We start from the raw sequence: 14,439 nt of genomic DNA, 5'->3' as shown, positions 1-14,439 counted from the left end.
CCGCCGGAGCGTCATTTTCGGACGATCGGGTCGGGAACGGGTGATCCGGATGCGATCCTCGTCGGATGGGGCCGGTCACCGCACCGCTTCGTCTGGCCCTCGCCGGCCCGGCCGAGCGCGAACAGATCTACCGTCTGCGACACGCGATCTACGCGGTCGAGCTGGGTCAGCACCGTCCGACCCCGGAGGGCCGGCTGACCGACGCCCTCGATCCGACGAACGACTACCTGGTCGCGCTGAACGGGTCGACGGTGGTCGGCTTCGTCAGTATCACCCCGCCGTCGGCGGGCCGGTGGTCGCTCGAGAAGTACCTGGACCGGGACCGGTTGCCCATCCGTCCCGGCGAGTCCGTGTTCGAGATCCGACTGCTGACCGTGCCCGGCGGGGCCCGCGGCGGACGGATGGCGGCCGTGCTGATGGCGGCCGCCCTGCACCGGGTCAGGGTCGCGGGCGGTGACCGCGTGATCGGGATGGGACGCCGCGAGGTGCTGGGGATGTATCGACGCGCCGGGTTGCGCCCGGTCGGGCTCCCGGTGACCAGCGGGGCGGTGCATTACGAGGTGATGACGGCGTCGGTCGCCGAGCTGGTCGCCGCAGCGGCCGGCCACCCCGGCGTCACCGCAGCCCTGACCGCGGCCGTGTGGGATGTCGCCGGCGTCCCCGCCCCCACCGCGGACTGGTGCTCGCCGGAACCGTCGACGGCGACCGAACCGGTCGGGACCGACGACGGCTGCTTCCACGGCGGCGCCTTCTTCGCGGCCATCGGCGAGGACTTCGCCGATCTCGACCGGCGACACGGGGTGGTCAACGCCGACGTGCTGGACGCCTGGTTCCCACCGGCCCCCGGCGTGCTGGACGCGGTGTCGGCGCACCTGCCCTGGTTGCTGCACACCTCGCCACCGACCGGCGCCAGCGGCCTGGTCGCCGCGGTGGCCCGGGCCTGGTCGGTGCCCCCGGCGGCGGTCCTGCCGGGGGCGGGATCCTCGGCGCTGATCTACCTGGCCTTCGGTCGCTGGCTCACCGCGGCGTCCCGCGTCCTGCTGCCCGACCCCAGCTACGGCGAGTACGCGCACGTCCTGGAACGGGTCATCGGTTGTCAGGTGGATCGATATCCGTTGCACCGCAACGACTGTTACGACCTCGACGCGGCGGACTTCGTGCGGCGGGCGGCGCGGTACGACCTCGCGGTGCTGGTCAACCCGAACAGCCCGACCGGCCGCCTGGTCGACACCGCCGAGCTGCGAACGGCTCTGGCCGAACTACCGGCGAGCACCCGGATCTGGATCGACGAGACGTACCTGCGGTACGCGCAGGCCGCCGACGCCACCCCCGGGCTGCCGGTGGCCCACCACCTCGGCTCCGTGGCGCCGTTCGCCGCCGCGTCGTCCTCGGTGTTCGTGGTGACCTCATTGTCCAAGGCGTACGCGCTCAGCGGGGCACGGGTCGCCCACCTCGTCGGTCCGCCCGAAGCGATCGCCGAACTCCGGCGCTGGTCACCGCCGTGGGCGGTCGGCCTGCCCACCCAGGTGGCCGCGGTGCGGGCCCTGGAGGACCCCGACTACTACCAGCGGCGCTGGCAGCGCACCGCCGTCCTGCGCCACCGCCTGGCCGACGGCCTGACCGCACTGGGCCTGGACGTCGTGCCCGGTGTCGCCAATTTCCTGCTCGCCCACCTGCCCTCGAGCGGTCCGACCGCGGCCGACCTGGTGTCCCGAGCCGCTGCCCACCGAGTCTTCCTGCGCGACGTGACCTCGATGGGGACCGTGCTCGGGGAACGAGCCGTTCGGGTGGCGGTCAAGGACGAGGACGGCCTGGCGCGCATCCTGTCCGTGGTGCAGACCGTCTTCACCGACCGGGAGACGCCGGCCCGACGCCGCTGACGGCCGGGGCCGTCCGGCCGCTGACCCACCAGGCCAGGGCCGCGAACGCGGGGGCGGCCAGCACGTCGATCGTCCAGTGCACGTGCTGCAGCACCAGCATCACCGCCACGGCCACCGCGGCGGCCGCGGCGAGTCGACGCGCCGCCCCCGGTCCGGCCAGGAAGACCAGCAGCACCATGAGCGCAGTGTGCCCGGAGAAGAACAGATCCCGGGTCAGAGGCTCGATCCCCCCGTAAAGCAGCTGGTTGATCGGGTCCTGCAAGGTGACCAGGTCGGGCGGCGGGTCGAGCGCGACCATTCCGATCGTCACCATCCGCAGCGTGACGAGCAGGGCGACGGCGTGCACGGCCCGGGGCAGCAGACCCGGCCGCCGGACCAACCGCACCGCGACGAGGGCGATGGTGGCGTACTGGACGGTGAAGATCGGGACCGACAGCTGCAGCGCGGGCAGATGAGGCAGCACCGGCTCCCACGGCACTGCGCCCGGACGCTGACGTACGGCCGCGAAGACCGCCGGGACCAGGAAGGCCAGGGCGATCGACGCCACCAGACCGACCAGGAGACTACGCCGCCACGGTGCGGACCGGAACGCGTCGACCCAGACCGACCGCCGGGTCACCTCAGGCGCTGGTGACCCGGTAGACGTCGTAGACGCCTTCGACGCCCCGCACCGTGCGGAGCAGGTGCCCGAGGTGTTTGGGGTCGGCCATCTCGAAGGAGAACCGGGAGATCGCCATCCGGTCCTTGGACATCGACAGGTTGGCCGACAGGATGTTGACCTTCTCGTCGGCCAGCGTCTTGGTGATGTCGGACAGCAACCGGGCCCGGTCCAGAGCCTCGACCTGGATGGCCACCAGGAACACCGAGGCCGACGTCGGGTCCCAGGTGACGTCGACGAGACGGTTCGCCTCGGCGTGCAGGGCGTCGGCGTTGGTGCAGTCGGTGCGGTGCACGGAGACGGCGCCGCCCTTGGTGATGAATCCCAGGATCTCGTCGCCCGGTACCGGCGTGCAGCAGCGGGCCAGCTTGACCTGGATGTCGGACATCCCGGTGACCAGGACCCCGGCGTCGCCGGTGACCCGGGGCCGCCGGCGCGGTACCGGGGATGCGGACTTCTCGGCGACGTCGTCGCCGACCTCGTCCTCCCCACCGAGGACGGAGACCACCCGGGCGACCACGGTGGCGGCCGAGACGTGGTTCTCGCCGACCGCGGCGTAGAGCGCGGTGATCTCGCGGTAGCCGAGCTCGTTGCCGACGTGCGACAGCGCCTCGTGCGAGATGAGCCGTTGGACGGGCATACCGGCGCGGCGGGCGGCCTTGGCGATGGCTTCCTTACCGAGTTCGACCGCCTCCTCGCGGCGGGACTTGGCGAAGTACTGGCGGATCTTGGTCTTGGCCCGGGGGGAGGCGACGAAGCCGAGCCAGTCCCGGGACGGCCCGGCATTCGGGGCCTTCGAGGTGAAGATCTCGACGATCTGGCCGTTGGTCAACTGCCGTTCCAGGGCCACCAGGCGGCCGTCGACCTTGGCCCCGATACAACGGTGCCCGACCTCGGTGTGCACGGCGTAGGCGAAGTCGACGGGGGTCGACCCGGCCGGCAGCGTCTGCACGTCGCCCTTGGGCGTGAAGACGAAGATCTCGCTGTGCGCCATCTCGTAGCGCAGGTTGTCGAGGAACTCGCCGGCGTCACCGGCTTCCTTCTGCCAGTCGAGGAGCTGCCGCATCCAGGCCATCTCGTCGACGGTGGCCAGCGCGCCGGTGTGCGTGCCGCGGGTCTCCTTGTACCGCCAGTGCGCGGCGATGCCGTACTCGGCGGTGTGGTGCATCTCGTGGGTGCGGATCTGCACCTCGAGCGGTTTGCCCTCCGGGCCGATGACCGTGGTGTGCAGCGACTGGTAGACCCCGAACCGGGGCTGGGCGATGTAGTCCTTGAACCGTCCGGGCATCGGCGCCCACAGAGCGTGCACCACACCCATGGCCGCGTAACACTCCCGCACCGAGCCGACCAGGATGCGCACCGCGACGAGGTCGTGGATCTCGTCGAACTCGCGGCCCCGGACCTGCATCTTCTGGTAGATCGAGTAGTAGTGCTTGCCGCGGCCGACGACCTGGCCGGGGATCTTCGCCGCCGAGAGCTCGGTGTTGAGCTGCTCGGTGACCCGGGACAGATACGTCTCCCGGGACGGGGCCCGGTCGGCGACGAGCCGGACGATCTCGTCGTACCGCTTCGAGTGCAGGATCGAGAACGCGAGGTCCTCCAGCTCCCACTTGACCGTCGCCATCCCCAGTCGGTGAGCCAGCGGGGCCAGCACCTCAAGGGTCTCGCGGGCCTTGCGAGCCTGTTTGTCCGGCGGCAGGAACCGCATGGTGCGCATGTTGTGCAGCCGGTCGGCCAGCTTGATGACCAGCACCCGGGGGTCCTGGGCCATCGCGATGATCATCTTGCGGATGGTCTCGGCCTCGGTGGCGTCGCCGAACTTGACCTTGTCGAGCTTCGTGACGCCGTCGACCAGGTGGGCGACCTCGTCACCGAAGTCGCCGCGCACCGAGTCGAGCGTGTAGGGGGTGTCCTCCACCGTGTCGTGCAGCAGGGCCGCGATCAGGGTGGTGGTGTCCATGCCGAGGTCGGCCAGGATGGTCGCGACCGCGAGCGGGTGCGTGATGTACGGGTCGCCGGACCGGCGGAACTGGCCGTTGTGAGCCTTCTCGGCCACTTCGTAGGCCCGTTGCAGGACCTTGACGTCGGCCTTCGGATGCAGCGTGCGGTGCACCGCGAACAGCGGTTCCAGGACGCTGTGGGTCGCCGTGCCGGACCGCTGACCGCTGATCCGCCGGGTCAACCGGGCCCGCACCCGGCGGGTGGCCGACGGAGTGGGCGCGGAGGTCGCCGGCACGGCGGTCGCGGGGGCCGCGGCGACGGTGGGTCGGGTGGCGGTGACCGCGGTGGCCGGGTCGGCGACCCCGGTCCGTCCGGACACCGACGGCGTGACGGGCGCGCGGGCCTCGGTCGGAACGGCGGCGGCCTCGGCCGCGAGATCGGAACCGATGTTCGCTGTCATTGCACGTCCCTCCCTCGGCGGCGGCCCGGGCCCTGCGATGGTCGTCCGAGCATACGACCGTGCCCGGTCGCCCTCTGCCGGGCCCACGCGTTCCGGACGGCGACGTTCACCGCCGCGTCATCGCCACCGGATGCAACGACGGCCCGCCGGGTGGTCTTCCCGGCGGGCCGTCGGCCGGTCACGGTCAGGCGTCCGGCGGGGTGTCCTTCGGCCGGAGAGCGCTGTCCGGCGGCCGGTTGGCGACCACCGGGTAGGCGCCGGTGACGCCGGAACGCTGCTCGGCGATGGCGGTGATCCGCTCGCGGCACGCGAACCAGCCCAGGACCAGCAGCGGGACGATGATCACGAGCGAACCGATGGTCCATGTGCCGACCGGGTAGTCGAAACCGATCAGCACCAGCACCGCGAACAGGAACGCCAGCGTCAAATAGCCCGTGTACGGCGCCCCGAACATCCGGAACGACGGCCGTTCCAGCAGGCCCTTGTCGGCCCACTGCTTGAGCTTGAGCTGGCAGAGGACGATCATCGCCCAGCTCGACAGGATGCCCAGCGAGGCGACGTTCAGGACGATCTCGAAGGCCTCCTCCGGGACGACCGCGTTCAGTCCGACGCCGAGCAGCGTGACCACGGCGGTGATCGCGATACCGCCGTAGGGGACGCCGGCCTTGTTCATCCGGCCCGCGTACTTCGGCGCCGACCCGGCGGACGACATCGAGTGCAGGATGCGGCCGGTCGAGTAGAGGCCGGCGTTGAGCGACGACAGCGCGGCGGTCAGCACCACCAGGTTCATGATGATGCCGATGCCGTCGACGCCGATCGACGAGAAGAACGTGACGAACGGCGACTCGCCCGACTGGTACGCGGTGTACGGGAGCAGCAGGGCCAGCAGCAGGACCGAGCCGACGTAGAAGATGGCGATCCGCCAGATGACGGTGTTGATGGCCTTGGGCATGACCTTCTCCGGGTTCTCGGTCTCCCCCGCCGTCGTGCCGACCAGCTCGATCGCGGCGTAAGCGAACACCACGCCCTGGATGATCACGATGGCCGGCAGGATGCCGTTCGGCAGCCAGCCACCGTTGTCGGTGATGACGCTGAACCCGACCTGCTGCCCCTCGATGGGTGTACCGAAAATGACGAAGTAGGTGCCCACGAGCAGGAACGCGACCAGCGCGACGACCTTGATGAGGGCGAACCAGAACTCCATCTCGCCGAACACCTTGACCGACACCAGGTTCAGGCTGAGCACGATGGCCAGCGCCAGCAGCGCCCATATCCACTGCGGCACCGAGTTGATGAACTCGGAGTACTGACCGAAGAACTTCATGTACAGCGCGACCGCAGTGACGTCGACGATGGAGGTCATCGCCCAGTTCAGCCAGTACATCCAGCCGGCGGTGAAAGCCGCTTTCTCGCCGAAGAACTCGCGGGCATAGGAGACGAACGACCCCGAGGACGGCCGGTGCAGCACCAGCTCGCCCATGGCGCGCAGCACCAGGAACGCGAAGAAGCCACAGATCGCGTAGATGAAGACCAGCGCCGGCCCCGCCTGGTTCAGCCGACCCCCGGCCCCGAGGAACAGGCCCGTCCCGATCGCGCCGCCGATGGCGATCATCTGGATCTGCCGGGCCTTGAGACCCTTGTGATAGCCGGCCTCCTCCTCGGAGAACATCTCCTTGAGATGCCCCTCGGTGTCCTGCGGCGACGGCCGGTGGTACGGGTGGTGCGACCCGGACTCCGGGGGTCCACCTGCGCTACTGGGCGGACTGGTGACCATGGCGGGCTCCTTGTCTGCGCATCGCCCCGCAAACTGACTGCTGAACGCGTTCAGCGGGAACGGTGCGTCCTCGATCCGTGTCGGAGTGCTGGCACTCCGTGGTGGAACGGGGCGGAGCGTATGCCCGCGCGGCACCGGATGCAGGAATCCAGGGCCGGTCGGCGAAGCTGGGAACACGAATGTGATCCGGCGGCAACGCACGGCCGCGGAGTACCCCTGGGACGTGACCCGATCGGCTCAGCCGCGGCCCACGAACGGCATCCCGGTCGCCATGACCGTCATCGACAGCACGGTCGCCGACAGCGGCAGCTCGGCCATGTAGACAACCGCCCGCGCGACGTCGGCGACGTCCATCCGGGCCTCGGCGCGCATCGAACCGTCCGCCTGACGGACGGCGTCGGCGAACCCGGCGGTCATCTCGGTGGCCGCGTTGCCGATGTCGATCTGCCCGCAGGCGATGTCGTGCGGCCGGCCGTCCAGGGCCAGCGAACGGGTGAGCCCGGTGATGGCGTGCTTGGTGGTGGTGTACGGCAGCGACCATGGCCGGGGCACCTGGGCCGAGATCGACCCGTTGTTGACGATGCGGCCACCGCGAGGCGTCTGCCGGCGCATCACCCCGAACGCCGCCCGCGCGCAAAGGAACGCCCCGGTCAGGTTGACCGCCACCGCCTGATGCCAGTCATCGAGCGGGATCTCGTCCGGCTCGTGGGCGGCGGTGAACACCCCGGCGTTGTTGAACAGCACGTCGACCCGGCCGTGCTGCGCGACGACATCGGCGAAGAGCGCGTCGACCGCGAGCGGGTCGCTGACATCGGCCGGATGCACCGTGACGCGTCCGTCGCCCCCCACCTGCCCGGCCAGCTCGTGCAGCGGATCGGGGCGGCGCCCCACCGCCGCCACCGTCCAGCCGCGGTCGGCCAACGCCAGGGCCGCCGCCTTCCCGATGCCCGTCCCGGCCCCGGTCACCACCGCCACCCGGCGCGCCACTGTGCCCTGCTCGCTCATAGCCGCAGGTCTAGCATGCCGCGCATGAGCAAACACGTGTACGCGGTGTCCGAGATCGTCGGCACCTCCCCGGACGGCCTGGCCGACGCCATCGAGTCGGGCATCGCCCGGGCCTCGCAGACCCTGCGCGGCCTGAACTGGTTCGAGGTCACCGAGATTCGCGGCCACATCCAGGACGGGGCGGTCGCCCACTACCAGGTGGGGATGAAGGTCGGTTTCCGGATGGACGCCGACGACGAGAGCTGAGCGCGGGCGGGGCCGGCCCGGCCGGCCCCGCCACCGTCTCCGGTCGGTGCGCCCGACAGCGGTCCACCTCCGCGAGCACCCGTCGTCCGGCCCGCTGCCCCCACGGTCGTAGCCCTCGCCGGACCAGGTACGACCGCGGTCGGTGATTGGACGGTTACGACATATCGGTACTCCCCGCTGTCACCCGGATAGGGCATAGTGCGCCTCACTATCCGCACGTGGACGGGGGTCCGAGGGTGAGTCGACAGCACGACAGAGCGGTGGGAATCAAACGGGTCACCCTCGCGGCGGCGGCCGCCGCGACATCGATCCTGCTGGGGAGCCTGGCCGCCTGTGCGGCCGGCGGCCCCGGCGATGGCACGGCGGGCTCGGCGCAGAACACGGCCGGGGCACCGACCACCACCTACCCGCTGGACCAGTTCTTCACCGGACCGAGCGTGTCCCCCGAGGAGTCGACGGCCCGCGAACGTCAGGTCCAGGACCTCATCGTCTCGTGCATGCAGACCGAAGGGTTCGAGTACCGCCCCTTCGTGCAGCCCGTCATGACCGACACCACCATCGACACCGGCCCGCAATGGGGCACCCGCGAGTTCGCCGAGAAGTACGGCTACGGCATGACGACCGACCCGTGGTCGGCGATGCCCCAGCCGACCGACCAACCCGTGGATCCCAACCAGGCCATCGTCGACGCGATGAGCGACTCGGAGCGCGAGGCCTACTACGCCGCCCTGCACGGCGCCCCGATGATGGCCGAATCGTCGATGGCCGAGATGCCATCGGACACCGAGACGACCGTCAGCGTCACGGCCGTGACCGGCACCTCCGAGCCGCAGGCATCGACCGCGTCGGCCGGTACGGAGATCACCCCGACGCCGTCGGCCCCGGACGACCCGGCCGCCGAAAGCAGTCAGCTCAGCGAGCTGGTGACGACCATGGCCACCGCCGGCCCCGTCGACATGCAGGACATGGGCTGCTGGGGCCAGGCTCAGGAGCAGGTGTGGGGCACCGGATATCAGCAGGGCGAGGAGTTCGCCGACCTGCAGAACCGGATGTCGCAGCTGTGGGACCAGGGCATGAAGGAACCTGCCGTCCTGCAGGCGCAGGACGACTGGAGCAGCTGCATGTCCGACGCCGGACACCCCGGGTTCAGCACCGTCGACGCCGCCCAGCAGAGCATCAACGACCGCGTCAACAAGCTGTACGAGTCGCTGCCGCAACCGGACCCGTCCGAGCTCGAGACCGCCTCGCCCACCGCGGCTCTCGTCACCGGCAATCCGTTGACCACCGCCCCGGGGTATTCCGACCTCCGGAGCGAGGAGATCGCACTGGCCGTCGCCGACTTCGACTGCCGCGAGAAGGCCGGCTACCAGAAGGCCCTGGACGAGGCGAACCAGCGCTTGCAGCAGCAGTTCGTCGACGACAACCGCGCCGAACTCGAGCGGTACCGCGACGCCATGAACGGCGGCGGCTGATGACCGGGACCCACCGCCTGCCCGAGCAGCGCGGAGCGTCGGATCCCGACGGGACCTTTCTCGACCGCGTCCTGCACTCTCCCGACGTGGACCCATCCGCGACCGACCCGACGACGGTGCTGCCGCAGCAACCCCGCCCGGTGGACGTCAGCCCCGGCTGGGTCGCCCTGCCGAACGAGGCCCCACCCGACGAGGCGGCGGCGGACGTCCCGCCGCCCGCCGACCAGGGCCCGGCCGTCACCGACGACGAGCTGACGGCGCCGCCCCCGTCCCGGGGTGGGTGGCTGGCCGGTCGCCGGGCCGTGGTGGTGACGGCGGTCGTCGCGGTCGTCATGGCCGGCGCCGGGTTCGCGGCGGCCACACTCGTCGTCTCCCCCGCGGACGCGGCGCTGCGCTCGGCACCGCCGGCGGCCCGACCGATCACCGTGCCGGTGGCCAGCCGGCAGCTCTCCTCCACGGTGGTCACCCGCGGCGATATCGGCTTCAGCGAATCGGTGGAGGTCAAGCTCACCGCTGCCGCGGGCACCACGTCGGTGGTGACCGGCCGGGTGCCGGAGGTCGGGTCCGAGGTCAGCGCCGGGACGGTGATCCTGGAGGTCGCCGGCCGGCCGGTGCTGGCCCTGCCCGGCGCCCTGCCCGCCTATCGCTCGCTGGGCGGCGGGTCCACCGGTCCGGACGTCACCCAACTCGAGACCGCCCTGGCCGGAATGGGTTTCGACCCCGGACCGCAGGACGGCACGTACGACGCGGCGACCGCCGCCGCCGTGGCCGCCCTCTATGCCTCCCGTCAGTACCCGGCCCCGGGTGCCGCCGCCGAGGCCCAGGCCGCGGTCGCGTCCGCCACCGAGCAGCAGAACGCGGCCAAGGCCGCCGACGCCGAGGCCGAGAAGGCGTTGGCGGCCGCCCAGGCCGGGCCGCCCCGTTCCACCCGGCTCGGCCTGCAGGGTGCGGTCGACCAGGCCCAGGCCGCCCTCGACACCGCCCAGAACACCGGGAGCGCCCCGGACGCGACCGCCGTCGCCCAGGCCTCGGCGGCCCTGGACGCCGCCCGGGCCGCCGCCGCCCAGGCGGCCGACGCGCTGACTGCGACCCAGCAGAGCGGCGGCGACATCGCCGCCGCGCAGGCCGCCGTCGGCCGCGCCGACGCCGAGGTGTCGGCCGCCCAGGCCCGTTTCGACCGGGCCAGCACGCCCGGCCCGCCGGACGCCGCCGCGATCGCCGCGGCGAAGAACCAGCTGGCCGTCGCCCAGGCGCAACGCGAGGAGGGGCTGCGGACCGACACCGCCGGCGCCCAGGCCGCGCTCGACGCCGCCAACGCCCAACTCCGGCAGGCCACCGACGCCCTGACCGCCGCCCAGGCGGCGGCCATCACCCCGCTGCCCGCGGCCGAGGTCGTCTGGTTACCGACCCTGCCCCGACGGGTCGACGAGGTGACCACCTCGCTGGGCGCCACCGTCTCCGGGGCGTTCCTGCGGGTCAGCGCGGCGGACCTGACGGTGCGAGCCCGGATCACCGCCGAGGAGGCGAGCCTGCTCAAGCCCGGGGCGATCGCCACCCTCACGGCCCGCGGTTTCCCCGAGCTGAACGCCACGGTGGTCTCGGTCGGCAAGCCCGCCGCCACCGGCGACAGCGGTGCCGACAACGGCAGTTCCGGCAACGGCGGTTCCGGTGACGGCGGTTCCGGCGACGGCGGGACGAGCGGGGGCGGGCAGACCCCCACCGGCTCGCAGGAGGTCACCCTGCAGCCGCAGAACCTGCCGGCCGACCAGGCCGTCGCCCTGCGCGGCACCAACGTCAAGGTCACCATCCCGGTGGCCAGCACCGACGGCGACGTCCTCGTCGTCCCGCTCGCCGCGCTGTTCACCCAGGCGTCCGGGTCGACGTCGGTGGAGATCGTGGGGACGGACGGCGTCACCACCCGCCAGCAACCGGTCACAGTCGGTCTGTCGGCCGGCGGCGAGGCCGAGGTCACTCCGTTGACCGCGGACGGCGCTCCCGCCGCCACCGGGGCGGACACCCTGCGGGCCGGCGACGCCGTCGTCGTCGGGCGATGAGCGTGTCGACCGGACCAGCGGCCGACGGTGGCGGGGGCGCGGCCGTTCTCGACGGGCCGCCGGTGCCGGTGGTCGAGCTCGTCGACATCCGCCGCTCGTTCCCGGGCCCGCCGGTGGTCGACGTGCTCCGGGGCGTCGACCTGCGGCTGGACCGCGGCGAGTACGTCGCAATCGTCGGACCGTCCGGATCGGGCAAGTCGACGATGCTGCACCTGCTGGGTCTGCTCGACCGGCCGACCGCCGGCGCCTACCGGCTCGACGGCCTGGACGTGTCGGCGATGGGCGAAGCGCAACGCGCCGCCGTCCGCGGCCGCCGGATCGGGTTCGTTTTCCAGGCGTTCCACCTGCTGCCCACCCGCAGCCTGGTCGACAACGTCGCCCTGCCCCTGGTCTACCAGGGCGTCGGCCGCCGGGAACGGCGGGAGCGCGCGACGCGGGCGCTGCACCGGGTCCACCTGAGCCACCGGGTCGACGCCCGGCCGCTGACCCTGTCCGGCGGCGAACGGCAACGCGTCGCCGTGGCCCGGGCGCTGGTCACCGGCCCGTCACTGCTGCTGGCCGACGAGCCGACCGGCAATCTCGACCAGGCCAACGCGGCCGCGGTGCTCGACCTGTTCGCCGAACTGCACGCCGGCGGCATGACCATCGCCGTGATCACCCACGACGAAGCGGTGAGCCGGCGTGCCGAGCGGGTCGTGCGACTGTCCGACGGCCGGGTGACGGCGGCATGACCGGCCAACTGGTCCGCCCCGACCCGGCCACCGACCAGCCTTCACCGCACACACCCGACCGGCCGCCGCGTTCCCGGTTCACCCTGCTCGACCTGTTCGACGAGAGCGTGCTGAGCATCAGCGCCAAACCGGCCCGGCTCATCCTGACCATGGCCGGCTGCGTCGCCGGTATCGCGGCGCTGGTCGCCACGCTCGGTCTCGCACAGACGGCCGCCGGGCAGATCGCCCAACGGTTCGACGCGGTCAGCGCCACCCGCGTGGTGGCCCAGCCGGCCACCGGAGCTCCCGGCGGCGGGTCGTTCGGCGACGACACCGGGGAGCCGGGAGCGACCCCGGCCCTGCCCGCCGACGCGGTCGTCCGGGCCACCGGGCTGGCCGGGGTCGAGGCCGCGGCCACCTACTCGCCGGTCGACGTCGGCGGGCTCCGCTTCAGCGGGGTGGACACCGGCGTCCTGGGGTCCACCACCGGCGTCGACCTGTCGGTGGTGGCCAGTTCCGGCGACCTGCTGGGCGCCGAGCTGGGCGTCCTGTCGGCCGGCCGGATGTTCGACGCCGGCCATTCCGAGCGCGGCGACCCGGTCGTTGTCCTGGGAACGCGGGCCGCCGAGCGACTCGGCATCACCCGCCTGGACCGGCAACCCAGCGTCTTCCTCGGCGACCGGCCCTACCTCGTGCTGGGCATCCTCGCCGAGGTGCAGCGACGCACCGACCTGCTGGACGCCGTGGTCGTCCCGGACGGCACCGCGAAGGCCCGGTTCGGGCTGACCGGACCGCAGCAGCTCGACGTCCGGACCGCGGTGGGCGCCGCCCAGCAGGTCGGCACCCAGCTGCCGATCGCGCTGCACCCGAACGACCCGCAGACCATCAGCCTGCAGGTCCCGCCGACCCCGGGCCGCCTGTCGCAGGACGTCACCGGCGACGTGAACACCCTGTTCCTGGCGTTCGGGGCGGTGGCCCTGGTGGTCGGCGGCCTGGGCATCGCCAACGTGACCCTGCTGTCCGTCCTGGAACGGTCCGGGGAGATCGGGTTGCGGCGGGCGGTGGGCGCCCGGCGCCGTCACATCGCCGGTCAGTTCCTCACCGAGTCCGGCCTGATCGGCCTGCTCGGCGGGCTGATCGGGACGGCGGTCGGCGTGCTGGCCGTCGTCGTGACGGCCCTGCTCCGGGACTGGACGCCGATCCTCGACGTCCGCCTGGCCCTGATCGCACCGCTGCTGGGTGCGGCGATCGGCGTGTTGGCCGGGACCTACCCGGCGCTGAAGGCCGCGGCCCTGGAACCGATCGCCGCCATGCGCGGCGGCCTGTGAGCCGGGCCGGTCAGGACTCCAGCAGCCGGGCCCGCAGACGAGCCACCACGTCGCCGTCCAGGCCACCCTCCAGACCGATCGCCCGCAGGTAGCCGTCGAGGTCGCCGTGCGCGGCCTCCATCGCCGTCCACGCGGCGTCGAGAAAGCCCTCGTTCACGCCGAGCAGCTCGTCCGACGGCTTGGCCGCCTCCTCGGCGCCGTACTGCCGGCGCATCCAGTCCCGCAGCGACCCGACCGCCGTGTTGGACAGCAGGTAGTCCGACAGGATGGTCTCGCGGTCGGCGCCCAGGGCGCCGAGCACCGTGGCGATGGTCCAGCCGGTCCGGTCCTTACCGGCGGCACAGTGCACCAGGGCCGCGCCCCGACTGTCGTCGGCCAAGACGCGCAGCATCGTCGCCACCGATTCCGAGGCCGGAGCCAGCGTCGGGATCTTCGTGTAGTAGCTTCGAGCCCGCTCCATCGGGTCCTGTTCCTGCTGTTCGGACGCCTCGTGGACGGGGGTGTCGTCCTCCTCCGGGTGGAACGGGGTGACGTGTCCGGTGACGCCGTCGGGTAGCCGGTCGGCGCCCTCCCGGGCGATCTCCAGGGGCCCCCGCAGGTCGAAGACGTCGGTCACCCCGAGATCCAGCAGCGCCTGCTCCCCGGCCGGGGTCAAGCCCGACAGCACGGCCGCGCGGAGCAGCAGACCGGGGCGGACGGTACCGAGCGCCGTCCGCGTCCCGCCGAGATCGCGAAAGTTCCAGCTGCCGTCCAGGGTGGTGGTGTGGCCGGCCGTGCGCGGATCGGCGGTGGTCTCGGTGGGCTGCGAGGCGGTGGAGGTCACGCCCCGACGATGCCACAGCCGGGCGAACGTCCGGCGACCATCCGGTCACCGGACGATCATCCGTCCACGCGACCCGGCCGTCCGGCTC

11 protein-coding genes are annotated in these 14,439 nt (G+C 72.2%); 6 read left to right on the top strand and 5 right to left on the bottom strand.

The window, feature by feature from the left end; translation table 11 throughout:
• Positions 1-65: 65 nt before the first annotated feature.
• Positions 66-1,880, top strand: coding sequence for a histidinol-phosphate aminotransferase family protein (locus FDO65_RS01160; protein WP_137447659.1), 1,815 nt, complete (start codon positions 66-68; stop codon positions 1,878-1,880).
• On the opposite strand, the gene FDO65_RS01155 is transcribed toward FDO65_RS01160, so the two are convergent.
• From FDO65_RS01155 to FDO65_RS01140, 4 genes are all read right to left on the bottom strand, one after another.
• Positions 1,846-2,427, bottom strand: a complete 582-nt coding sequence (locus FDO65_RS01155) for a phosphatase PAP2-related protein (RefSeq protein ID WP_137447658.1) — start codon at positions 2,425-2,427, stop codon at positions 1,846-1,848. The genes FDO65_RS01160 and FDO65_RS01155 overlap by 35 nt on opposite strands.
• A gap of 73 nt (positions 2,428-2,500) precedes the next feature.
• A complete protein-coding gene (locus FDO65_RS01150) occupies positions 2,501-4,939 on the bottom strand; it encodes a RelA/SpoT family protein (protein ID WP_276606793.1) in 2,439 nt (812 codons plus the stop codon).
• Positions 4,940-5,123: 184 nt separating this feature from the next.
• Complete coding sequence (locus tag FDO65_RS01145; RefSeq protein ID WP_420847507.1) at positions 5,124-6,608, bottom strand: amino acid permease; 1,485 nt, start codon at positions 6,606-6,608, stop codon at positions 5,124-5,126.
• Between the two features lie 342 nt (positions 6,609-6,950).
• A complete protein-coding gene (locus FDO65_RS01140; RefSeq protein WP_137447656.1) occupies positions 6,951-7,718 on the bottom strand; it encodes an SDR family oxidoreductase in 768 nt (255 codons plus the stop codon).
• 24 nt (positions 7,719-7,742) lie between these two features.
• Here FDO65_RS01140 and FDO65_RS01135 point away from each other — a divergent pair, with 24 nt between their 5' ends.
• From FDO65_RS01135 to FDO65_RS01115, 5 genes are all read left to right on the top strand, one after another.
• Positions 7,743-7,964 (top strand): dodecin, encoded by a 222-nt coding sequence (locus FDO65_RS01135; RefSeq protein WP_137447655.1) that lies wholly within the window; start codon positions 7,743-7,745, stop codon positions 7,962-7,964.
• 260 nt (positions 7,965-8,224) lie between these two features.
• Positions 8,225-9,436, top strand: coding sequence for a hypothetical protein (locus FDO65_RS01130; protein WP_137447654.1), 1,212 nt, complete (start codon positions 8,225-8,227; stop codon positions 9,434-9,436).
• 86 nt (positions 9,437-9,522) lie between these two features.
• Positions 9,523-11,490 (top strand): peptidoglycan-binding protein, encoded by a 1,968-nt coding sequence (locus tag FDO65_RS23005; RefSeq protein WP_166441992.1) that lies wholly within the window; start codon positions 9,523-9,525, stop codon positions 11,488-11,490.
• Positions 11,487-12,221: an ABC transporter ATP-binding protein gene (locus tag FDO65_RS01120; RefSeq protein WP_137447652.1), complete on the top strand. Its 735-nt coding sequence runs from the start codon at positions 11,487-11,489 to the stop codon at positions 12,219-12,221. The genes FDO65_RS23005 and FDO65_RS01120 overlap by 4 nt, the downstream gene beginning before the upstream one ends.
• Entirely contained in the window at positions 12,218-13,528 is a 1,311-nt protein-coding gene (locus tag FDO65_RS01115) for an ABC transporter permease (protein ID WP_137447651.1), read from the top strand. Before FDO65_RS01120 ends, FDO65_RS01115 begins: the two co-directional genes overlap by 4 nt.
• 10 nt (positions 13,529-13,538) lie before the next feature.
• Here FDO65_RS01115 and FDO65_RS01110 read toward each other — a convergent pair whose 3' ends face one another.
• The gene (locus FDO65_RS01110) at positions 13,539-14,351 is read right to left on the bottom strand and encodes a tyrosine-protein phosphatase (RefSeq protein WP_166441991.1); all 813 of its coding nucleotides are present in this window, start codon (positions 14,349-14,351) and stop codon (positions 13,539-13,541) included.
• Positions 14,352-14,439 lie beyond the last annotated feature (88 nt).

Origin of the sequence: Nakamurella flava (assembly GCF_005298075.1) — a bacterium.
Classification (GTDB): domain Bacteria; phylum Actinomycetota; class Actinomycetes; order Mycobacteriales; family Nakamurellaceae; genus Nakamurella; species Nakamurella flava.
This window is presented reverse-complemented; position numbering and strand designations above follow the sequence as displayed.